This window comes from Stenotrophomonas sp. 17(2023) (assembly GCF_030345315.1).
In the GTDB taxonomy this organism is placed as follows: domain Bacteria; phylum Pseudomonadota; class Gammaproteobacteria; order Xanthomonadales; family Xanthomonadaceae; genus Stenotrophomonas; species Stenotrophomonas acidaminiphila.
Map to the genome: position 1 here is coordinate 57,501 of NZ_CP128405.1, position 22,473 is coordinate 79,973.

13 protein-coding genes, 2 tRNA genes, 2 rRNA genes and 1 pseudogene (1 of these 18 cut by a window edge) are annotated in these 22,473 nt (G+C 68.0%); 9 read left to right on the forward strand and 9 right to left on the reverse strand.

Annotation, left to right across the window (positions count from 1 at the left end; genetic code table 11):
* From QQA12_RS00230 to rrf, 4 genes are all read left to right on the forward strand, one after another.
* Positions 1 to 43, forward strand: a tRNA-Ala gene (locus QQA12_RS00230) (it extends 33 nt beyond the left edge of the window).
* 19 nt (positions 44 to 62) lie between these two features.
* Positions 63 to 139, forward strand: a tRNA-Ile gene (locus QQA12_RS00235).
* A 222-nt stretch (positions 140 to 361) separates the two neighbouring features.
* Positions 362 to 3,239 (forward strand): 23S ribosomal RNA (locus QQA12_RS00240).
* 124 nt (positions 3,240 to 3,363) lie between these two features.
* Positions 3,364 to 3,478 (forward strand): 5S ribosomal RNA (rrf, locus tag QQA12_RS00245).
* A 387-nt stretch (positions 3,479 to 3,865) separates the two neighbouring features.
* Here the strand turns inward: rrf and QQA12_RS00250 are convergent.
* The 6 genes and pseudogenes from QQA12_RS00250 to QQA12_RS00275 form a co-directional block, all read right to left on the reverse strand.
* Positions 3,866 to 4,069: pseudogene (locus QQA12_RS00250) on the reverse strand (beta-ketoacyl-ACP synthase I); the annotation flags it as partial.
* A 39-nt stretch (positions 4,070 to 4,108) separates the two neighbouring features.
* Positions 4,109 to 5,023 carry a methylglyoxal synthase gene (locus tag QQA12_RS00255; RefSeq protein ID WP_226050835.1) on the reverse strand — a complete coding sequence of 305 codons (915 nt, stop codon included), beginning with the start codon at positions 5,021 to 5,023 and terminating at the stop codon, positions 4,109 to 4,111.
* Positions 5,024 to 5,189: 166 nt separating this feature from the next.
* Positions 5,190 to 6,635, reverse strand: coding sequence for an FAD-dependent oxidoreductase (locus QQA12_RS00260; RefSeq protein WP_226050834.1), 1,446 nt, complete (start codon positions 6,633 to 6,635; stop codon positions 5,190 to 5,192).
* Positions 6,636 to 6,732: 97 nt separating this feature from the next.
* Positions 6,733 to 11,187 (reverse strand): glutamate synthase large subunit, encoded by a 4,455-nt coding sequence (gene gltB / locus QQA12_RS00265; protein WP_226050833.1) that lies wholly within the window; start codon positions 11,185 to 11,187, stop codon positions 6,733 to 6,735.
* Between the two features lie 225 nt (positions 11,188 to 11,412).
* Positions 11,413 to 11,796, reverse strand: a complete 384-nt coding sequence (locus QQA12_RS00270) for an I78 family peptidase inhibitor (protein WP_226050840.1) — start codon at positions 11,794 to 11,796, stop codon at positions 11,413 to 11,415.
* Positions 11,797 to 11,911: 115 nt separating this feature from the next.
* The gene (locus tag QQA12_RS00275; RefSeq protein ID WP_054668546.1) at positions 11,912 to 12,232 is read right to left on the reverse strand and encodes a hypothetical protein; all 321 of its coding nucleotides are present in this window, start codon (positions 12,230 to 12,232) and stop codon (positions 11,912 to 11,914) included.
* Between the two features lie 129 nt (positions 12,233 to 12,361).
* Here QQA12_RS00275 and QQA12_RS00280 point away from each other — a divergent pair, with 129 nt between their 5' ends.
* The 3 genes from QQA12_RS00280 to QQA12_RS00290 all read left to right on the forward strand — a co-directional run bounded on the left by QQA12_RS00280 (position 12,362) and on the right by QQA12_RS00290 (position 15,811).
* A complete protein-coding gene (locus tag QQA12_RS00280; protein WP_226050832.1) occupies positions 12,362 to 13,477 on the forward strand; it encodes a saccharopine dehydrogenase NADP-binding domain-containing protein in 1,116 nt (371 codons plus the stop codon).
* 115 nt (positions 13,478 to 13,592) lie between these two features.
* Entirely contained in the window at positions 13,593 to 13,979 is a 387-nt protein-coding gene (locus tag QQA12_RS00285; protein ID WP_056932520.1) for a BlaI/MecI/CopY family transcriptional regulator, read from the forward strand.
* Positions 13,980 to 13,981: 2 nt separating this feature from the next.
* Entirely contained in the window at positions 13,982 to 15,811 is a 1,830-nt protein-coding gene (locus tag QQA12_RS00290) for a M56 family metallopeptidase (protein WP_226050831.1), read from the forward strand.
* Positions 15,812 to 15,884: 73 nt separating this feature from the next.
* On the opposite strand, the gene QQA12_RS00295 is transcribed toward QQA12_RS00290, so the two are convergent.
* Both QQA12_RS00295 and QQA12_RS00300 read right to left on the reverse strand, forming a co-directional pair.
* Positions 15,885 to 17,009 (reverse strand): ribonuclease H-like domain-containing protein, encoded by a 1,125-nt coding sequence (locus tag QQA12_RS00295; protein ID WP_226050830.1) that lies wholly within the window; start codon positions 17,007 to 17,009, stop codon positions 15,885 to 15,887.
* A complete protein-coding gene (locus QQA12_RS00300; protein WP_226050829.1) occupies positions 17,006 to 19,498 on the reverse strand; it encodes a DEAD/DEAH box helicase in 2,493 nt (830 codons plus the stop codon). Before QQA12_RS00300 ends, QQA12_RS00295 begins: the two co-directional genes overlap by 4 nt.
* A 177-nt stretch (positions 19,499 to 19,675) precedes the next feature.
* Between QQA12_RS00300 and QQA12_RS00305 the strand changes: the two genes are divergently transcribed.
* Both QQA12_RS00305 and QQA12_RS00310 read left to right on the forward strand, forming a co-directional pair.
* Positions 19,676 to 20,143, forward strand: a complete 468-nt coding sequence (locus QQA12_RS00305; protein ID WP_226050828.1) for a hypothetical protein — start codon at positions 19,676 to 19,678, stop codon at positions 20,141 to 20,143.
* Between the two features lie 120 nt (positions 20,144 to 20,263).
* A complete protein-coding gene (locus QQA12_RS00310; RefSeq protein ID WP_054668547.1) occupies positions 20,264 to 21,229 on the forward strand; it encodes an AI-2E family transporter in 966 nt (321 codons plus the stop codon).
* A 16-nt stretch (positions 21,230 to 21,245) separates the two neighbouring features.
* On the opposite strand, the gene QQA12_RS00315 is transcribed toward QQA12_RS00310, so the two are convergent.
* Entirely contained in the window at positions 21,246 to 22,442 is a 1,197-nt protein-coding gene (locus QQA12_RS00315) for a DUF3667 domain-containing protein (RefSeq protein WP_054662118.1), read from the reverse strand.
* Positions 22,443 to 22,473: the final 31 nt, after the last annotated feature.

Below are 22,473 nucleotides of genomic sequence, written 5' to 3' on the forward strand. Positions count from 1 at the left end.
TGCAAGCAGGGGGTCGTCGGTTCGATCCCGACAGGCTCCACCACTAAGCTTCGACAGAACTTGGGTCTGTAGCTCAGGTGGTTAGAGCGCACCCCTGATAAGGGTGAGGTCGGTGGTTCGAGTCCTCCCAGACCCACCACTCTGAATGATTGGCGCATACGAAAGAATTGATGGGTACGGCATTGTGGCCGTTTCCTGTTCTTTTAAAACTTGTGACGTAGCGAGCGTTTGAGATGTCTATCTTGACGTGTCGTGAGGCTAAGGCGAGAGACGCAAGTCTCTTTATTAATTGAGTCGTTATATTCGTGCGTGGGCTTTGTACCCCCATGCGCATGTAACCCAAGGCAACTTGCGGTTATATGGTCAAGCGAATAAGCGCACACGGTGGATGCCTTGGCGGTCAGAGGCGATGAAGGACGTGGCAGCCTGCGAAAAGTATCGGGGAGCTGGCAACAAGCTTTGATCCGGTAATGTCCGAATGGGGAAACCCACCGCTCCGGCGGTATCCTGCAGTGAATACATAGCTGCTGGAAGCGAACCTGGTGAACTGAAATATCTAAGTAACCAGAGGAAAAGAAATCAACCGAGATTCCCTGAGTAGCGACGAGCGAACGGGGAACAGCCCTTAAGCTGGTATGGTTCTAGAAAAACGGTCTGGAAAGGCCGGCCATAGAAGGTGATAGCCCTGTATTTGAAAGGGCCATTCCAGTGAAGACGAGTAGGGCGGGGCACGTGAAACCCTGTCTGAACATGGGGGGACCATCCTCCAAGGCTAAATACTACTGACCGACCGATAGTGAACCAGTACCGTGAGGGAAAGGCGAAAAGAACCCCGGAGAGGGGAGTGAAATAGAACCTGAAACCGTGTGCGTACAAGCAGTAGGAGCTCGAAAGAGTGACTGCGTACCTTTTGTATAATGGGTCAGCGACTTACTGTTCGTGGCAAGCTTAACCGTATAGGGGAGGCGAAGGGAAACCGAGTCTGATAAGGGCGCATAGTCGCGGGCAGTAGACCCGAAACCGGGTGATCTAGTCATGCCCAGGGTGAAGGTGCGGTAACACGCACTGGAGGCCCGAACCCACTCCCGTTGCAAAGGTAGGGGATGAGGTGTGATTAGGAGTGAAAAGCTAATCGAACCCGGAGATAGCTGGTTCTCCTCGAAAGCTATTTAGGTAGCGCCTCATATGTATCCTCTCGGGGGTAGAGCACTGTTATGGCTAGGGGGTCATCGCGACTTACCAAACCATTGCAAACTCCGAATACCGAGACGGACTGTATGGGAGACACACGGCGGGTGCTAACGTCCGTCGTGAAAAGGGAAACAACCCAGACCCACAGCTAAGGTCCCAAATTTTGTGCTAAGTGGAAAACCATGTGGAAAGGCACAGACAGCCAGGAGGTTGGCTTAGAAGCAGCCACCCTTTAAAGAAAGCGTAATAGCTCACTGGTCGAGTCGGTCTGCGGGGAAGATTTAACGGGGCTAAGCACAGAACCGAAGCTTGGGGTGCATAACTTTGTTATGCGCGGTAGAGGAGCGTTCCGTAAGCCTGCGAAGGTGGATTGAGAAGTCTGCTGGAGGTATCGGAAGTGCGAATGCTGACATGAGTAACGATAATGCGGGTGAAAAACCCGCACGCCGAAAGCCCAAGGTTTCCTTGCGCAACGTTAATCGGCGCAGGGTGAGTCGGCCCCTAAGGCGAGGCAGAAATGCGTAGTCGATGGGAAGCAGGTTAATATTCCTGCACCTCGCGTAAGTGCGATGGAGGGACGGAGAAGGTTAGGTGTACCAGGCGTTGGTTGTCCTGGGGAAAGGCGGTAGGTTTGGATCTTTGGCAAATCCGGGATCCTTTAAGACCGAGCACCGAGACGAGTCTTTAAGACGAAGTCACTGATACCACGCTTCCAGGAAAAGCTCCTAAGCTTCAGCTTACGCAGACCGTACCGTAAACCGACACAGGTGGGTAGGATGAGAATTCTCAGGCGCTTGAGAGAACTCGGGTGAAGGAACTAGGCAACATGGCACCGTAACTTCGGGAGAAGGTGCACCATTGCCGGTGGCCCATGCGGGCTATAGCTGGTGATGGTCGAAGTGACCAGGCCGCTGCGACTGTTTATCAAAAACACAGCACTCTGCAAACACGAAAGTGGACGTATAGGGTGTGACGCCTGCCCGGTGCTGGAAGGTTAATTGATGGGGTCAGCCGCAAGGCGAAGCTCTTGATCGAAGCCCCAGTAAACGGCGGCCGTAACTATAACGGTCCTAAGGTAGCGAAATTCCTTGTCGGGTAAGTTCCGACCTGCACGAATGGCGTAACGACAGCGGCGCTGTCTCCACCCGAGACTCAGTGAAATTGAAATCGCTGTGAAGATGCAGCGTTCCCGTGGCAAGACGGAAAGACCCCGTGAACCTTTACTATAGCTTTACACTGAACGTTGAGTTCGTCTGTGTAGGATAGGTGGGAGGCTATGAAACTGTGGCGCCAGCTGCAGTGGAGCCATCCTTGAAATACCACCCTGTCGTGCTTGACGTTCTAACCTAGGCCCGTTATCCGGGTCGGGGACCGTGTATGGTGGGTAGTTTGACTGGGGCGGTCTCCTCCTAAAGAGTAACGGAGGAGCTCGAAGGTACGCTCAGCGCGGTCGGACATCGCGCACTGTGTGCAAAGGCATAAGCGTGCTTGACTGCAAGATCGACGGATCAAGCAGGTACGAAAGTAGGACTTAGTGATCCGGTGGTTCTGTATGGAAGGGCCATCGCTCAACGGATAAAAGGTACTCCGGGGATAACAGGCTGATACCGCCCAAGAGTTCATATCGACGGCGGTGTTTGGCACCTCGATGTCGGCTCATCACATCCTGGGGCTGTAGTCGGTCCCAAGGGTATGGCTGTTCGCCATTTAAAGTGGTACGCGAGCTGGGTTCAGAACGTCGTGAGACAGTTCGGTCCCTATCTGCCATGGGCGTTGGAAGTTTGAGAGGGGCTGCTCCTAGTACGAGAGGACCGGAGTGGACGAACCTCTGGTGTTCCGGTTGTCACGCCAGTGGCATTGCCGGGTAGCTATGTTCGGAAGCGATAACCGCTGAAAGCATCTAAGCGGGAAGCGCGCCTCAAGATGAGACTTCCCGGGGCACAAGCCCCCTGAAGGAACCATGTAGACTACGTGGTTGATAGGTCAGGTGTGTAAGCGCGGCAACGCGTTGAGCTAACTGATACTAATGATCCGTGTGGCTTGACCATATAACCTCAAGTTGCCTTGGCCGACATGACATGTCGATAGACCCAAGTGCACGCTACGTCACAAGACCTACGAGAGGCTGGCGCTTTATCCTGCTCCAATGGATAGCGACCCTCCAACCCTCTCCCTGGTGAAATTAGCGCTGTGGAACCACCCGATCCCATCCCGAACTCGGAAGTGAAACGCAGCTGCGCCGATGGTAGTGTGGCTCAAGCCATGCGAGAGTAGGTCATCGCCAGGGGCTTTATCCCCAAACCCCCGCTGCTAACGCAGCGGGGGTTTGCTTTTTTGCCGCATCCAAAACCCGGATGTCGCATAAACCAGAACGGCGCCTGTTGGGGGCGTTGCACGGCGGTAGCCGTCGTCACCACGCGCTCCAGCAGCTGCATGGCCGCCTCGTGCTGGCGCGCTACGTGCGGGGCCTCGAACTGCAGCCGAGCACGGCGATGGCTGCCCGCGCGCGACAGGGAGAAAGGCCACGGGCCTGGCGGGCCTGGCGGCTGCGCCCGAACGGAGCCTCGCAAGCGAACGCGTGCAGCACGTAGAGCCTCACGTAGATCCGCGACCACCGCGCATACGACAACGGCGCCCCCAGGCGCCGTTGCTTGAACCCCTTGATGCCCCGGCCTTACACCCGGCCGAACACCAGCGTCGCGTTCGTACCACCAAAACCAAAGCTGTTGGACATCACCGTCTCAAGACGTGCTTCCTGCGTCTGGCGGAGTATCGGGAAGCCATCGGCGCGTGGATCCAGCGTCTCGATGTTCGCTGAGCCGGCCATGAAACCGTCTCGCATCATCAGAAGGCAGAAGATCGCCTCGTGCACGCTGCTTGTACCCGGCCGCGGGTATCCGGTTCAGGCCCCCTGCAATTACGTGCCGGTCGCTGGGCGATGACCGTGCGTCCGCAGGGGGCGTGCGGCATTACGCTGTCGGGCGGCCAGGGCCCAGCGGGCGGCGATGTTGGGGGCGGTGATGCAGACCGCGGTATCGGTCACGGTGGTTACCGCACGCTCCAACAGCTGGATGTCCGCTTCGTGCTGGCGCGCCACGTGCGGGTCCTCGAAAAATATCGCCCGCTGGCAGTGGCCTTCCAGCACCCGGTCGGCGATCTGCGCGTCGCCTCCCAGCGGCCCGCTCTGGAAACGCTCGACCCACGCCTGGTCACGCGGCCAGCCGCGGCTCCAGGCCAATGCGTTCAGCTGTTGCCCCGTGGTGCCGGTGCCGATCCGCTCGCGGAACTGCGACAGCACGTCGAAATGCTCGGCGACGAACGCCAGCATCTGCGGCTTGCGTGCGTCGTGGGCGATCAGCGCCAGGGTCTGGCGGCCGAAGTCGTGCAGATCGTCGGCGCCGGGGTCGGCGGGAAGGCCCGCGTGGATGCGTTCCATCTCGACCCAGTCGCGGGCACTGGCGACGGTGGAGATGAACGGCTTGCCGTGGATCACGCACTGGCGCTTGAGGGCGATGGCCTCGGGGAACACCGAGGACGGGTCCACCGGGTCGATCAGGTAGATCGCCCCATCCAGGGTGCGTTCGGGCGTACCCATGCCGACGACTTCGGCGACCAGTTTCATCAATCCGCCTTCGCGGCCATTCGGGTAGCGGGTCAGCCCGGGCAGGCTGCCAGCCGGCAGGGCGGCGACGATCGCGTCGTGGGTACGGCCGACGGCATGCAGCTCGACGCCAAGCTCGCGCAGGCCGGTGGCGCTTGCGCGCAACCAGCGGAACAGCGCGGCGTCGGCGCGCTCGTGATGCAGGCGGTTGGCAGCCAGGCCGATGCGCATGGGGATCTCGCTGGGGGGGGGAACGACGAGTTTAAGCGCTGGCCGTGTACGCGATTCCACCGGTACCGCGAACGGCCAGGCGGGCGGATGGACACGCCATCCTGCCCGCGGCCGATGCTCCCGGTTGCTGGCCGTGCTGGCCGTGCGCGCCGGCGGGAGGCATGGCTCAGTGCAGCAGCAGGGTGATGATGCTGGCCGCGGCGTCGCGGCCTTCGGCAACCGCCGTCACCACCAGGTCGGCACCGCGTACGGCGTCGCCGCCGGCGAACAAGCGCGGGTTGTGGGTCTGGTAGGGCAGTCGGCCGGCGCCGCCGGTGACGATGCGTCCCGTGCCGGTCGCTTCCACGCCCTGCGCCGCGAGCCAATCGGGCAGGGTGGCCGAAAAGCCGAACGCGATGATCACCACGTCGGCTTCCAGCAGCGACTCGCTGCCCTCGACCGGCTCCGCGTTGCGGCGGCCGTTGGCATCCGGTTCGCCCAGGCGGGTCTCCACCACGGTCACGCCGATCACCTCGTCGTCGGCGCCGGCTTCGATGGCCAGCGGCTGGCGGTTGAACAGGAAGCGCACGCCCTCTTCGCGGGCGTTGGCCACCTCGCGCGCGGAGCCGGGCATGCTGGCCTCGTCGCGGCGATAGGCGCACGTCACCCGCGCCGCGCCCAGGCGGATCGCGCTGCGCACGCAGTCCATGCCGGTGTCACCACCGCCGAGCACCACCACCCGCTTGCCGTTGAGGTCCGGCAGCGCGACCTGGTCTTCCCAGCCGGCGATCGGCCGGCCCTGCGGATCGCCGCCCCCGACGATGCGCCCGTTCTGTACCAGGAACGGCAGCGCCGGCAGCACGTTCTTCAGGTCCTGGCCGACCAGCCCGCCATCGGTGTAGCGGTAGGCGCCGGTGCCGAGGAACACGGCGTCGTAGTCGGCCTGCAACTGCTCGATGGTGGTGTCGCGGCCGATCTCCACCCCCAGCCGGAACTGCACGCCCATGCCTTCGAGGACTTCGCGACGGCGCCCGATCACGCTCTTCTCCAGCTTGAAGCTGGGAATGCCGAACTGCAGCAGGCCGCCGATCTGTTCGTAGCGGTCGAACACCACCGCCTGGATGCCGGCGCGCGCCAGCCGATCGGCGCAGGCCAGCCCGGCCGGGCCGGCACCGACGATGGCCACGCGCCTGCCGGTGGGCTGCACCGCCTGCAGGTCCGGCTTCCAGCCGCTGGCCAGCGCGGTGTCGACGATGTACTTCTCGACCGCGCCGATGGTCACCGCGCCGAACTCCTCCAGCGTGCAGCTGCCCTCGCACAAGCGGTCCTGCGGACACACGCGGCCGCAGACTTCCGGCAGCGGGTTGGTCGAATGGCACAGCGTCGCGGCCTCGTGGATGCGGTCTTCCTGCACCAGCTGCAGCCACTGCGGGATGGCGTTGTGCACCGGGCACTTCCAGCTGCAGTACGGGTTGCCGCAGTCCAGGCAACGGCCGGCCTGGTACTGCGCATCGGCCTTGTCGAACCTGCCGTAGAGCTCGCCCCAGTCGCCGGACGTGCGCAGTTCCACCGGAATGCGCCGCGGCATGGTGCGGGGAATGTCGAGGAACTGGAAGGCTTGCTTGCGGCTCATGGGCGACTCGTGGAGAGGGGGAGGGGGCGGAGCGGGAACGCGGCCAGGGCCTTCCCGCCTCCATCCCCTTCCGCGTGCGGGAAGGGGACTCCTGGCGTCATGCGGCGTTGCGTAGCGCGGCCGCCAGCGATTCGATGCTCGCGGCCTTGGGTTTGACCAGCCAGAACTTGCCGACGTAGTCGCGGAACTCGTCCAGGATCTGCTGCGCCCAGATGCTGCCGGTCAGCTCGCGGTGGCGGCCGATCAGGGCGTGCAGGTGCTGGCGGTAGTTCTCGAAGCCCTCGGCGGAGATGCGGTGGATGTCGATCAGCTCGTGGTTGTAGCGGTCCACGAAATCGCGGTCCACGTCGAGCACGTAGGCCAGTCCGCCGGTGAACCCGGCACCGAAGTTGAGGCCGACCTTGCCGAGCACGACGACGATGCCGTCGGTCATGTATTCGCAGCAGTGGTCGCCGGCACCCTCGATCACCGCCAGCGCGCCGGAATTGCGCACGCCGAAGCGTTCGCCGGCCCGCCCTGCGGCGAACAGCTCGCCACCGGTGGCGCCGTACAGGCAGGTGTTGCCGACGATGGCGGTGTTGCGCGCCTCGAAGCGCGCACCACGCGGCGGACGCACCACCAGCCGGCCGCCGGCCATGCCCTTGCCGACGTAGTCGTTGGCCTCGCCCTCCACCTCCAGGTTCAGGCCGCCGACGTTGAACGCGCCGAAGCTCTGCCCGGCGGTGCCGCGGAAACGCAGGTTCAGCGGCGCATCGTCCATGCCATGGTTGCCGTGCGCGCGGGCGATGGCGCCGGCCAGGCGGGTGCCCACCGAACGGTCGGTGTTGTGGATCAGGAAGCGGTGTTCGCCGCCGCGCTTGTGCGCGATGGCCCCGGCCAGCAGTCCGTCCAGCTGGGTGGCCAGGCTGTCCGGCGACTGGTACAGGCGCTGCGCCGCGCAGTGCGAGCCTTCGTAACGGGCCGGCGCCAGCAGCCGCGACAGGTCGACCTTGACCCCTTCGCGTGGCGCCACGTCCAGCTGCTCGAGCAGATCGGTGCGGCCGACGATCTCGTCCAGCGAGCGCGCGCCCAGGTACGACAGCCACTGCCGCACTTCCTCGGCCAGCAGCCGGAAGAAGTTCTCCACCCGTTCCGGCATGCCGGTGAAATGGCCTTCGCGCAGGCGCTCGTCCTGGGTGGCCACGCCGGTGGCGCAGTTGTTGAGGTGGCAGATGCGCAGGTACTTGCAGCCCAGCACGATCATCGGGCCGGTGCCGAAGCCGAAGCTGTCCGCGCCCAGCAGCGCGGCCTTGACCACGTCCAGCCCGGTCTTCAGGCCACCGTCGGTCTGCAGCAGGGTACGACCGCGCAGGTCGTTGCCGACCAGCGCCTGGTGCGATTCGGCAACGCCCAGCTCCCACGGCACGCCGGCGTAGCGGATCGAGCTGATCGGCGAGGCGCCGGTGCCGCCGTCATGGCCGGATACGGTGATCAGGTCGGCGCCGGCCTTGACCACGCCGGCGGCGATGGTGCCGACCCCGGCATGCGATACCAGCTTCACCGATACCAGCGCTTCGGGGTTGACCTGCTTGAGGTCGTAGATGAGCTGCGCCAGGTCCTCGATCGAATAGATGTCGTGGTGCGGCGGCGGCGAGATCAGGCCGATGCCCGGTTTGGCGTAGCGCAGCCGCGCGATCAGCTCGTTGACCTTGTGGCCGGGCAGCTGGCCGCCCTCGCCGGGCTTGGCGCCCTGCGCGACCTTGATCTGCAGCACCTCGGCATTGACCAGGTACTCGGCGGTGACGCCGAAGCGGCCGGATGCGACCTGCTTGATCTTGGAGCGCTTCTCGGTGCCGTAACGCACCGGGTCTTCGCCGCCTTCGCCGGAGTTGGAGCGCCCGCCGAGGCGGTTCATGGCGATGGCCAGTGCTTCATGCGCTTCCGGCGACAGCGCGCCGAGCGAGATGGCGGCGGTGTCGAAGCGCCTGAACAGCGCCTCTGCCGGCTCCACTTCGGCCAGCGGCACCGGCGTGGCCGCCGGCTTGAGCCGCAGCAGGTCGCGCAGCGCCGACGGCGGCCGCGCATGCACCGCATCGGTGTACCGGCGCCAGTCCTCGGCCTTGCCGGTGCGCGCGGCGCGCTGCAGGGTCAGAACCACGTCCGGGTTGTACATGTGGTACTCGCCGTCGTGCACGTACTTGAGCAGGCCACCGATTTCGGTGGGCGCCAGCGGGTTCCATGCGCGGGCGGCGAGCTCGCGGGCCTCGGCATCCAGGCGCGCCAGGCCGACGCCGCCGATGCGCGCGGTGGCATCGGGGAAGCACAGCCGCACCACGTCCGGGTCCAGGCCGACGATCTCGAACAACTGCGCGCCGCGGTAACTGGCCACGGTGCAGATGCCCATCTTGGAAATGATCTTGCTCAGGCCCTTGTAGATGCCCTTGCGGTAACTGCGGCCGATCTGCGAGACCTCGCCGCCCTTCTTCAGCAGCAGGATGCCGCGCCGGCCCATGTCGAACAGCGTCTGGTACGCCAGGTACGGGTACACCGCGGTGGCGCCGAAGCCGAGCAGGCAGGCCATGTGGTGCGCGTCGCGCGCGGTGCCGGTCTCGATGATCAGGTTGACGTCGCAGCGCAGGCCGCGCTTCGACAGGTGGTGGTGCACCGCGCTGGTGGCCAGCAGCGCATGCACCATCGGGCGCTCGGGAACCGGGTAGCGGTCGGACAGCAGCAGCATCACCGCGCCCTCGCGCGCGGCCTGCTCGCATTGCGCGCAGATGCGCTCGATGCCGGCGGCCAGCCCTTCCTCTATGTCGTAGGACAGGTCGATGAGGCGGTTGCGCTCGACGTACTGCTCCATCTTCAGCAGCTGGCGCAGCTTGCGCTGGCTGAGCACCGGCGAATTGAGGATGACGTGATTCACCGTCTCCGGGCCGGCGTGGAAGATGTTGGTCTCCCTGCCGAGCTGGGTGGTCAGGGACATCGCGCAGTCTTCGCGCAATGGATCGATCGGCGGGTTGGTGACCTGCGCGAACGCCTGCCGGAAATAGTCGTACAGCGGCCGGGTGTGGCGGCTGAGCACGGCGATGGGGGTGTCGTCGCCCATCGAGCCGGTGGCTTCCTGGCCGGTCTCGGCCAGCGGCCGCAGTACCTGCTCGACCTCCTCGGAGGTGAGCTGGAACAGCTTGTGGTAGCTGAGCAGCGTGGCCTCGTCGAAAGGTTCCTCGGCCAGCGAGGGGTCGATCAGCTCGGTCTGCAGGTAGGTCACGCCCTGGTGCAGCCATTGCTTGTACGGCGCGCGCGCGCGGTTGATGCGGTCGATGGCGTCGGAGTCGAGCAGGTCGCCGCGCTTGAGGTCGATGGCCATCATCTGCCCCGGCCCGAGCTTGCCCTTCTGCACCACGCGTTCGGTCGGCACTTCCCAGACGCCGGCCTCGGAGGCGACCAGGAAATGGCGGTCCGAGGTCAGCATCCAGCGCGCCGGGCGCAGGCCGTTGCGGTCCAGCGTGCAGGCAGCATAGCGGCCGTCGCAGGCGACGATGCCGGCCGGGCCGTCCCACGGCTCGCTGTTGAGGCCGTAGAACTCGTAGAACGCGGCCAGGTCGGCATCCTTGAATTCCAGCGACTGCGTCGCCGGCGGTACCAGGATGCGCAGCGCCTGGATCAGCTCCATGCCGCCGGCCACCATCAGCTCGAGCATGTTGTCCATGCTCTGCGAATCCGAGCCGTGCATCGAGATCACCGGGTCGAACTCGGCGATGTCGAACTTCGGCGTCTTCCATACCCTGCTGCGCGCCTGCGCCCAGTGGCGGTTGCCTTCGATGGTGTTGATCTCGCCGTTGTGGGCGAGCATCCGGAACGGGTGCGCCAGCGGCCAGCGCGGCAGGGTGTTGGTGGAAAAGCGCTGGTGGAACACCACCACGCTGGAAGCCAGCTCGTGGCGCTGCAGGTCCGGGTAGAACGTGCTCAGCTTGTCCGGCAGCACCATGCCCTTGTAGCTGATGGCCTCGGCGCTGAGCGTGGTGACGTAGTAGTCGGCCACATCGCGCAGCGCCTGCTCGCTGCGGCGGCGCGCCAGGAACAGCGCCAGCGCGAACTGTTCGGCGCTCTGCGCGGGACCGGCGTCGACGAACACCTGCTCGATGCGCGGCAGCGTGGCGCGTGCCAGCTCGCCGCAGACGCCCCCGTCAGTGGGCACCACGCGCCAGCCGCGCGGCGCGCAGCCGGCTTCGCGCAGGCGTGCGTCGAGTTCGTCGCGGCAACGCTGCGCGGCCTGCGCGTCATGGGGCAGGAACACCACGCCGGCGGCGAAGTTGGGCCCGGGCGCGATGCCCGCTTCCTCCGCCAGCCGCCGCAGGAACGCGGTGGGCTTGCGCAGCAGCAGGCCGCAGCCGTCGCCGGTGAGGCCGTCGGCGGCGACGCCGCCGCGGTGGGTCATGCGCGAGAGCGCGGCGATCGCGGTGTCCACCAGCAGCCGGGAGGGCTGGTCGTCCAGTTGCGCGACCATGCCGAAACCGCAGGCGTCGCGTTCGTCCTGCGGGTCGTAGAGCCCCTGGCGGTTGCGGAGGGTCATCTGTGCCTCGTGGCGATGTCGGGTGAGCGGCGACACCTCTCCCTTCTCCACCGCGGCAGGCCATGCATGGCCGTGGTTCCGGCCCGTGCACGGCATGCCTGTCACTGGAGTGCAGCGTCGAGGCCACCGGATGTGCTCGACTAGATCACAGATGTTGCGGTGCCGCAACGCATGGTTGCGGCAGCAACCAAAGCCTTGCGCGGCAAGGCTTCTGGCGGATTTGGATCAGCCGCAGCGCACGCCGCTGACGAGGTTCTTGTCGTCCACTTCGATGTTCAGGCGCTCGCCCAGGAACTCCATGGTGACGGGTTGGTTGGGCTTGAGCATGCGCACCTTGGCCGCGCCGGCGTCCTGCCGTGCCTGTTCGGCCAATGCCTCGGTGTACACCTGGCCGACCAGGCCTTCGACCTGGCTGGCGTCGCAGGTGCCCACCGGCGGCGGGGTGGTGGCGACGCCCGGATCCGGCGTGGCGGCGGCATCGGCGGCCTGCTTGGCCTGGTCCAGCGCCTGCTCCTGTTCTTCCGGGGCCGGGCCCGTGCAGGCACCCAGTGCGAGCACGAGCGAAAGGGCAGCGATCAGGGCGGTGGGGCGGCGTACGGCGCGCGGCATCGTCGGGATTCGCATCGGAACTCCAGTGCTGGTGAAAGACACCAAAGCATATCGCCTGGGTCCGGGCGTGTACCGTCGCAGCGCGTCATCCCCGGTGCATTCGCCGGCATCGCTTTCAGCCGCAGCGCAGCGCGGTGATCGCGTTGTTGCGGCCGACGTGGATGGTGAGGCGGTCGCCGCCGGACGTGGCGCTGGCCGGCGTGGCCGGTTGTCGCGTGCCGTCGCGGACTGTCTGCACGTGCAGGCTGTCGCTGTCCACGCGCGCGCGTTCCACCGTGGCCGGCGAGGCGGCCAGCCCGGCCGCGCCGAGCACCATGTCGGTGTGGCATTGGCCGGAGACGACCCCGTCGATGGGCTGGATGCCGGCGACCGGCGCGCTGCTGCAGGCGGTGGTGGCCAGCACGACGGCGCCGGCGAGGATCAGGCTGCGGTACATGGCGGACTCCACGTCGAGGCGATGGGACGAGCCTGCCGCCACCGCCGTGTGCAGGCGATGAAAGCCGGCCGCGACGGCCGCACCGGCGCCCGCCGATAATGCGTGCATCACCGTGCGCGGAGTGGATCGATGTCGCAACAGGAAGGCTGCCGGGTCGTGGTGCTGGGCGGGTACGGGCATTTCGGCGCACGCATCGTGCGTGCGCTGGCGGCGACCCCGGGCATCAGCGTCATCGCCGCCGGGCGCCACCCGCAGCGCGCGGCGGCGAACCTGCCCGGCGTGGAAATGGCGCCGGTGCAATGCCGGCGGCTGGATACGGCCGCCGCGACATTCGCCGCCGACCTGCGCGCCACCGGTGCCGATCTGGTCATCCATACCGCCGGCCCGTTCCAGGGGCAGGACTACGGCGTCGCGCGTGCGTGCCTGGAGGCGGGCATGCATTACATCGACCTGGCCGACGGCCGCGATTTCGTGCGTGATTTCCCCGCGCAGCTCGATGCCATGGCGCGCCGGCACGGACGCAGCGCGATCAGTGGCGCCAGCACCCTGCCGGCCTTGTCCGGCGCGGTGGTCGATGCGCTGCGCGACCGCTTCGACGTACTGCAGTCCATCGACATCGTGATCGCGCCGGCGCAGGCCACGCCACTGGGCATGGCCACGGTGCGCGCGGTGCTGTCGTACTGCGGGCAGCCGTTCCGCTGCTGGATCGACGGGCGCTGGCAGGCCGTCGTCGGCTGGGCCGACCCGCAGCCGGTCACGTTCGCGCGCATCGCGCCGCGGCTGGCCTCGCCCTGCGACGTGCCCGACCACGACCTGCTGGTGCAGCGCCACCCGGGCGTGTCCACGGTGCGTTTCCGTGCCGCGCTGGAACTGCCGCTGCTGTCGCGCTGCCTGGCCGCCCTGGCCTGGCTGCGCCGCCGCGGCCTGCCACTGCCGATGGCGGTGCTGGCGGGTGTGTTCGCCCGCGCCGGGCGTTGCTTCGATCGTTTCGGCACCGACCTGGGCGGCATGCGCGTGACCCTGCGTGGCCAGCGCGAAGGGGTCGCCCACCGGGTGCACTGGGACCTGACCGCGCCGATGCTGCACGGGCCGGAGATCCCTACTTTCGCCGCGGTGCTGCTGGCGCGGCGCCTGGCGCGTGGCGAACCGCTGCCGGTCGGCGCGCATGCGTGCCTGGGCCTGTTGGACCTGCCGGAATTCGAGGCCGAATTCGCGCGCTGGCAGATCGACAGCCAAGTGTCCTGAGCCGGCACCGCAACCTGAAGCATTCAGCCCGACAAAGGGCGGTATGCCCATCGGGCTATTGACTACATTTGTAGTCATGGCTACCGTGGCGACAAATGTAGTCACGGAGTCGACCATGCGCCGCAAGACCATCGGGGACCAGGAGCTGGCCCTGCTGCAGTACATCGGGGAGAACGAGCCGGCCAGTGTCGGCGAAGTGGCCGCCGGCTTCGGCGAGGCGCGCGGCCTGGCCCGCTCCACCGTGCTGACCATGATGGAGCGCCTGCGCAGCAAGGGCTACCTGCAGCGCGCCCAGCACCAGGGCGTATACCGCTACCAGTCCACCGCGCAGCAGCAGGAGGTGGTGAGCAGCGCGGTCGGCAGCTTTGTCGAAAAGACCCTGCAGGGGTCGATCTCGCCGTTCGTGGCGTGGATGTCGGAAAAGGCCGAGGTCAGCGACAACGAACTGGCCGAACTCGAAGCGCTGGTCAGCAGGCTGCAATCGCAGCGCCGGGAGGATTGATCATGGACAGCCTGTTCGAACTGCTGGGCAACCGCCTGCTCGCCACCAGCGTGCAGACCGTCGTGCTCACCGCGCTGGTCTGGGCGTTGTGCCGCTTCGTGCGGCGACTGCCGGCGGCCACCCAGTGCGGGCTGTGGTGGCTGGTGGCGCTGCAGGCGGTGGTCGGCCTGGTCTGGAGCGCGCCACTGCGGCTGCCGGTACTGCCGGCGATGGACACCACCGTCGACGTGGTGCAACAGGCCGCTGCCGCGCAGCCGCAGGCCACCGTCGCACCGTTGATCGTGATGCAGCCACTGCCGCTGGAAAGCGGCTGGTCGTGGCTGCACGTGGTGATGGCGCTGTGGCTGGCCGGGGTACTGGTGATGGCGCTGCGCACCGCGTCGGCCTGGCGCAGCAGCCGCGCGCTGCTGCGCACGGCACGGCCCTGCGACGACCGGCGCCTGGATGCAGCGCTGCAGCTGGCCGCCGAAGCGCATGGCCTGCGCCGCGCGCCGCGGCTGATGCTCAGCGCGGCCATCGACTCGCCGCAGCTGGTCGGCCCCTGGCGGCCGGTACTGCTGCTGCCGGCGCGTGGCCTGCCGCGCATGGGCGACGATGACCTGGACATGGCGCTGACCCACGAACTGGTGCACCTGCAGCGTCACGACCTGTGGCTGGGCCTGGTGCCGGCCCTGGCCCAGCACCTGTTCTTCTTCCACCCGCTGGTGCACCTGGCGGCCCGCGAGTACGCCATTGCCCGCGAAGCCGCGGTCGATGCCGCGGTGGTCGCCGGCAACCGCCATTGCCGCCAGCACTACGGACGCCTGCTGCTGCATCTGGGCGTCAGCCCCCGGCCCGGCGCCGGCCTCGCCAGCGCCTCGCCCACCTACCTGAGCCTCAAGCGGAGACTGCTCATGCTGCAGAACACCTCTTCCTTCCCGCGCCTGGGTGCGGGCCTGATCGTCGCCGCGGTGGCCCTGGTCGGCGTGCTGCCGATGCGCCTGGTGGCCATGCCGGGCCCGCCGGCGCCGCCCGCGCCACCGCCGGTGCCCGCGGTCCCCGCGGTACCCGCCGTGCCGGCGCCGCCCGCCGTGCCGAAGGCTGACCACTCGGTGGTGCACACCGTGATCAGGGCCAAGGGCACCGCGCCGGTGCTGCCCGCTCCGCCCGCCCCGCCGCCGCCGGCCGCACCCAAGGCCCCGCCGGCACCTCCGGCGCCGCCAGTTTCGACCCATGGCGTGATCCACCTTTCGCAGAGCCCGAGCAGCAACGGCTACGTGCTGTTGAAAGACGACCACAACGTGATGAATGGCTCGGTCGCCGATCTGGAGCAGGCGCGCCGGCTGGACGACGGCAAGGGCGTGCTGCTGCTGCGTCGCGACGGCCGCGCCTATGTGGTGCGCGATGCCGGCGTGCTGTCGCGGTTCGAGCAGGCGTTCGCCGAGACCACGCGGCTGGGCGAACAGCAGGGCCGCCTCGGTGAGCGGCAGGGCAAGCTGGGCGAACGCCAGGGCGAGATCGGCGAGCGCATGGGTGAAATCGGTACCCGTATCGGCGAACTGGCCGCCCGCCAGGCCGAACTGGCACTGGCCGCGCACGCCAAGGGGGGCGCGCTGACCCGCGAGCAGGCCGAATCCGCACGTCGCGAGGCGGAAAAGCTGCGCGCGCAGATGGACACGCCGGCGATGCGCGAGGAAATGCGGGAGCTGGCACGCCGGCAGGCGGAACTGGGCAGGCAGCAGGCCGAGCTGGGCCGCCAGCAGGCCGACGCCAGCGTCCGTGCCCAGCGCGAGGCCGAACGCCTGATCCAGCAGGCCATCCGCGAGGGCCTGGCGCAGCCGGTCCGCGGTTGAGCGGCCTTCGCCAGCCGCAGGCCGGCCTCGCGGGCGTGGCGTTGCCGAGACGCCCGCGGACCGGGGCCCGCGCTTACGGCGCCGGTGGCGCCAGCCGCTCGTCGGCCTCGGCCTGCACCAGGCGCAGGAACAACTGCGCCAGGGTCACCACGTCCTGGTGGTTGTGCTCGCCGACGCGGCGCAGGTTGCGCGCGCTGCCGCCGCGCAGGTAGTCCAGCCAGGCGCCCGGTGCTTCGGAGCCGGGCAGGTCGTCCTCGCGCTGGATGCGCAGCAACTGGCGTTCGATGGTGGCCAGCCGGCAGTTCTCCCAGGTGCCGCGGTAACGGCGCCGGGTCGGGAACAGCAGGTCGACGTGATCCAGCGCGGAAAGCGGGTCGCCGCGCCGCGCCAGCCGGTAGCGCGTCTTCAGCAGCGGCGCGTCGTAGCAGCGGCCGTTGTAGCTGGACAGCACCGTGGTCGGCGCCAGCCATGCGGAGAACGCGTCCAGCATCGCGCTTTCGGCGCCCATCGTGGACATCAGCAGCTGGCGCACGCGCAGCCCTTCGCCGCGCGCCGCATCGCGATGCCAGTCGGCGGCGCCGATCATGAAGGCGCGGGTGCCGGTGCCGCCGGCCAGGCCGGTGGTCTCGGTGTCGAAGAACAGCAGGTCCTGCGGCCGCACGCTGTCGTGCGGGCGTCTGCTGAAAGCCAGCGACAGTGGCTGCGCGGGAATCGGCTGCGGCAGGAAGGCCTCGATCAGATGCAGGCCGGGCGCGATCTCGGTGCCCGGAAGCCCGCGATCGACCGGGCCGTTGCGCGGCAGGCGCGGCGCCGCGGCCACCGCGCGCCCGCGCGTGGCCAGCAGGCGACGCAGGCCATCGCTGTCCGGCGTGCGCGGTGGCACGGCCGCGGGCTTGTGCCGGATCTGCTCGACCCAGCCGAACACCGAGTCTCCGAGTGGCAACGATGCCGGCTTCCGCGCATCGTCGTGACTGGGTGACTGCGGCACCCGCGGCGACGCCGATGGCGCTTCCGGCGCTGGTGAAGCACCCGCTGCAGCCGCAGGCGCGGGCATTGCCGGGGCCGCTGGCCGGGCCGGCTCGGCGGCCGGGGGCGCGGCGCCACCGGGCGTCGTCGCAGCCGTCGGACCGGCAACGGCGCCATCGGCATGCCCGGCCTGCCTGCGCAGCGCCTTCAGCTTGTCCAGGCTGATGCTCATGGCAGCAGGTCGAGCGCCTCGTCCACCGCATCGGCCGTGACCGCCGGCACCTGTTCGCAGCGTTCGGCCGACAGCAGCGACAGCACCTTCAGCGCCAGCGAGCGCGGCGTCTCGCCCCGGGCTTCCTCCTGTGCGGCCAGCACCGGGCCGACGCACGCCGGGCAGCCGGCGCTGCAGTCGCAGCGTTCCACCAGTTCGAGCGCGCGCTGCACCAGTTCGCCCTGGCGCTGCCACAGCGGCTCGCTCAGGCCCACGCCACCGGGGAAGTTGTCGTACAGGTACACGGTCGGCACGAAGCTCTGCATCAGTTCCACCGCGCCTTCGCCGCCCTCGTTGCCGCGCAGCTGGCCGCGGCCGCTCTGGTCGGCCACCGCGAACCACGCGCCATCGCCGTTGCCCACCGCCTTCTGCAGGTCGCGCGCGTCGGCCATCACCGCCACGGTGGCGACGATGTGCAGCGCGTACGCCGCGCCGAGGAAGCCGTCGAGCGCATCCTGCTTCTGCGCGAAGCTGCGCAACAGCGTGGCCTGCGGCAGCTGCCACCACACCGCGGTGGTGTGCAGCTCCTCGTCGGGCAGGTTGACCGGGCCGTAACCGATGTTCTCGTGCGTGTAGTAGCGGATCTTCTTGTAGCCGGCCACGCGCCGCACCACGTGCACCTCGCCGTGGTGCGAATCGCCGCGTCCGGCGGCATTGCCGTCGAAGCGGTCCAGCACCTTGAGCTTGGTGAAGTCGATGCTGTCGGTGTAGTAGTCCACGTGGGTGCGGGTGACGTAGGCCTTGCGCCCGTCCCAGTCCAGCCGCTCGACCTGGTAGGGCGTGCTCTGCACCATGTGGATGGCGCCTTCGTACAGGGTGAGCGCGGCGGCTGAATAGTCCACCTCGGCGATGATCTGCTGCTTGCCGTCGCTGCGGTCCACCACCACGAAGTTGCCATCGGCCACCGCGCGCAGGCTCACCGCGTTGGCCGGGTAGCTGTCGGCGATCCATTCCCAGCGGTCGCCTTCCTGGTGCACCACCCCGGTCTCGGCCAGCGCCTGCAGGAACACCAGCGGGTCGATCGGCCCGAACGGCTCCCCGCTCAGGAACGGCAACTCGAACGCCGCGCAACGGATGTGGTCGAACAGGATCAGCGGCTGGTCCGGGGCGATGCGCGCGTGCTCGGGGGTGGCGTTGGCGAAGAAATCCGGGTGCCGCACCACGTACTGGTCCAGCGGCTGGCTGCTGGCCACCATCACCCCGAGCGCGGCCTGCTGGCGGCGGCCGGCGCGGCCGAAGCGCTGCCACGTCGCCGCCACGCTGCCGGGGTAGCCGTTGAGCACCACCACGTCGAGCGCGCCGATGTCCACGCCCAGCTCCAGCGCCGAGGTGCTGACGATGCCGTCGATGTCGCCGGCGCGCATGGCGCGCTCCACCTCGCGGCGTTCGGTGGGCAGGTAGCCGCCGCGGTAGGCGCGGATCCGGGCCGGCTTGCGCGGGTCGTTGTCGAAGATGTCCTTCAGGTACTTGGTCAGCACCTCCACCATCAGCCGGGTCTGCGCGAACACCAGCGTCTTCAGCCCGCTCTTGATGGCGATGCGGGCGATGCGGTTGGCCTGCGAGCGCGCCGACGCGCGCAGGCCCAGGTCCGGGTTGATCACCGGCGGGTTCCACAGCAGCACGTGCTTGGGGCCGCTGGGTGCGCCGCTCTCGGTGATCGCATGCACCTGTTCTTCCACCAGCGCTTCGGCATGCGCATGCGGGTTGCCGATGGTGGCCGAGCACAGGATGAACTGCGGGCGCACGCCGTAGAACGCGCAGATGCGCTTGAGCCGGCGGATCACGTTGGTGACGTGGCTGCCGAACACGCCGCGGTAGGTATGGATCTCGTCGATCACCACGTAGCGCAGGTTCTCGAAGAACTGCGCCCACTTGGTGTGGTGCGGCAGGATCGCCTGGTGCAGCATGTCCGGGTTGCTGACCACGATGTCGCCGTGCAGGCGGATCGCCTGGCGCGCGTCGCCGGGCGTATCGCCGTCGAAGGTGAAGGCCTTCACGCCCAGGTCGCCGGCGCGGTTGAGTTCCAGCAGTTCGGCCACCTGGTCCTGCGCCAGCGCCTTGGTCGGGAACAGGTACAGCGCCTTGGCGTTGCCCTGCATGGCCGCGCTCACCACCGGCAGCGTGTAGCACAGCGACTTGCCCGAAGCGGTGGGCGTGACGACGGCCACGTGCTCGCCGCGCTGGGTGGCGGCCCAGGCCTGGGCCTGGTGCGAGTACAGCTGCTCGATGCCGCGCGCCTCGAGCGCGGCCTTCAGCGCCGCGGGCACGTCGTCGGGGATAGGCGCATGGCTGCCCTCGCGGCCGGGGATGGTGAAGCTGCCGGTGACCCGGTCGCCATAGCGCCGTGCCAGCCGCTGGCCGAGCAGCGCACCGTCGCGCGAGGGCAGGCCGTCGGTGGTCGCCAGCGCCCGTTCGCTGGCTTCGGTGCGGGGAGCGAGGGAGAACGCCATGCCGGTAGTGCCGATCGAAAGACCGGCATGGAAGCACAGCGCCGTCTCAGCCTGTGAGACCCATGCAAGCTGAACGCCGCCCGCGCCCGCGAACGCAATCTGAAGGTGGCAACCGTATGCTGCGCCCTTCGGCAACCGGCAGGGACAGGAACGGTGGCAAGGCCTCGATGGTATGCAATGGTGTTGGCGGGGATGATGCTGGTGGGCGCGGCGCAGGCGCAGCAGGCGTCGCCACCGGCCGTGGATCCGGTACCTGCGGCCAACCCCGCGGCCGACTCCGCGGCGGAGTCCACGGACGCGGTGAGGACGCTGGAGGAAGTGCGCGCGCTCAAGCCCGAGGACGACACGCCGCTGGACCTGTACGGCTTCCGCAACCCGGTGAAGGTCGAGCCCAACCGCTTCAGCCGTTCATGGAGCGAGCCGCCTACGCCCGAGCAGGTCAGCCGCAGCGGCGGCTACGTGCTGATGGGCATCAGCTACGGCCTGATGGCCGCCGCCAAGGGCCTGCACAAGCTGACCGGCGGCCGCGACCAGATCCAGTCGGCCATCGCCCGCCCACCGCCGGAGCTGAGCGAGGACCAGCGCCGCCGCGCGTTGCGCTTCTGCGCGCAGCAGGAAGGCTGCCAGGTCCCGCCCGGCGACTGACCGTGGCTGCCGCGCCCGCCTGATCGCCTACCATGGCGCTTCCCCGCCGGGCCTGCCGCAGTGAACGAACCCCTCCTCCCGAAATCCGCGCCGCCGCCGGCGCGCATCGCCGCCTGGGTATTGATGCTGCTGGGCATGTGGGCGGCGCTGGAGCTGGGCCTGGTGGTGACCCTGCTGTCCGGCCTGCTGGTGTTCCACCTCAGCCACGTGCTGGCGTCGACCGTCGAAGGCCGGCTGCCGCCGGGCCGGGCGCGGGCGATCGCGGTAGGGGTGCTTTCGGTGGCGGTGGTCGGCCTGCTGAGCCTGGCGATCATCGCGGTGGCGTCCTTCTTCCGCAACGAGACCGGCGGCCCGGACGCGCTGCTGGCGCAGCTGATGGAGATCCTCAACACCTCGCGGCACCAGGTGCCGGCGCTGCTGCAGCCGTATATCCCCGAGGACATGCAGGCGCTGCGCACCGGGGTGAACGAATGGGTCGCCGAGCACCGCCGCCAGCTGGGTGTCGCCGGCACCTCGGCGGTGCAGATCGGCGTACGGATGCTGATCGGCATGGTGCTCGGCGCGATGATCGCGCTGTACGACGAACTGCCGCTGCCACGCATGGGACCGCTGGCGCGGGAACTGGTCGGCCGTACCAGCCACCTGGCCACCGCGTTCCGCCAGGTGGTGTTCGCCCAGGTCAAGATCTCGCTGCTCAACACCCTGTTTACGGCGATCTTCCTGCTGGGCGTGCTGCCGCTGCTGGACGTGCACCTGCCGCTGGCCAAGACCCTGGTGCTGATCACCTTTCTCGCCGGGTTGCTGCCGGTGGTGGGCAACGTGATCTCCAACACCGTGATCACCATCGTCGCGCTGTCGGTCTCGTTTTACGTCGCCGTGGCCGCGCTGCTGTTCCTGGTGGTGATCCACAAGCTGGAGTACTTCCTCAACGCCCGCATCGTCGGCGGCGAGATCCGCGCCCATGCCTGGGAACTGCTGCTGGCGATGCTGGTGATGGAGGCGGCGTTCGGCCTGTCCGGCCTGGTCGCGGCGCCGGTGTTCTACGCCTACGTCAAGCGCGAGCTGGTGGACCAGGGCTGGGTGTGAGGCCGCGCCCGGCCGCTCAGGACGACACCCCGGCCAGCGCCGCGTACATCACCCCCACGAGCACCAGCCAGAAGTAGATGCCACCGATGAACACGTAGCGCGCCAGCGTCGCCCACCCGCGGCCGCCGTATACGCGCTGCTGCATCCACAGCAGGTAGACGGGGACCGCCAGCCACAGCGCCACGAGGATGCAGTCGCCGATGGCGTTCACGACGGTGTTGCCGATGGCACCGGTGACGCCGAGCGTCAGGAACGTCGCCAGCAGCACCAGCATCAGCCACGCATGGCTGTACAGCGCCACCACCAGGTGCTCCAGGTAGCCGATGCGGCGGCCCGCATAGGCTACGCGCAGCACCAGCGCGAACACCGGCATCAGGAAGAACAGCGCGCCGGGCAGCGCGGTGAGGAACGCCTGCACGTACAGGTCGGTCTTGCCGCCCATGCGCTCCACGTTGGCCTGGCCGTTGGCCAGGCGCCGGTTGAGCCACTGGTTGGCGAACGCCGGCATGCCCGGCACCACCACCGGATTGGCCTGCGCATCCCACGGCTTGCCGTTGATGTCGGAGTCGAAGAAGGTGCCGTGCTGGCGCCCCGCGGCCTGGCCCGCCGCCTGCGCGGCACGTGTCATCGCCGAGGCGGTGGTGCCCTGCGCCTGCCCTTCCAGTTCGGCGGTCCGCTGCGCGGCGGCAGTGTTCAGCGCGGCCATGGCCATCGTGAATGCCGGCGTGGCCGCGGGTGACGCCGCCAACTGGCGCTCGATCGCGGCCTGCTGCGCCGCGCGTATCGCTTCCACTTCCTGCGCGGTCTGCGCGGTGGCGAACAGTGCGTTGTCGCCGCCGTTCAGGGTCATGTCGTCGACATGCAGGGTCAGCTTGCCGACGAAGAAGGTGAACAGGGTGAGGATCACGAACAGCCGCAGTGGCTGCACGTAGCCCACGCGCTGGCCCTTGAGGTAATTGAGCGCGACCCGGCCCGGCACCAGCAGGTCGCGCAGGGTGCGGAAGATGCGCCCGTCCAAGTGCCAGAACGACTCGAACACTTCCTCGATCGCATGGCCCACGTGCTTGAGCGGGTTGTGCGCCGACTGCCCGCAGTGGTGGCAGTAATGGCCCTGCAGCGCCGCCTGGCAGTTGTCGCAGGCACCATGCCCGTGCGCCGCCTCGACGACGGCGGGAACCTCGGCAACGGCGGTGTTGTCTGGGGTCGGGTTCATCGGGAGCGCGGGCGATAGGCGGGACGCGACA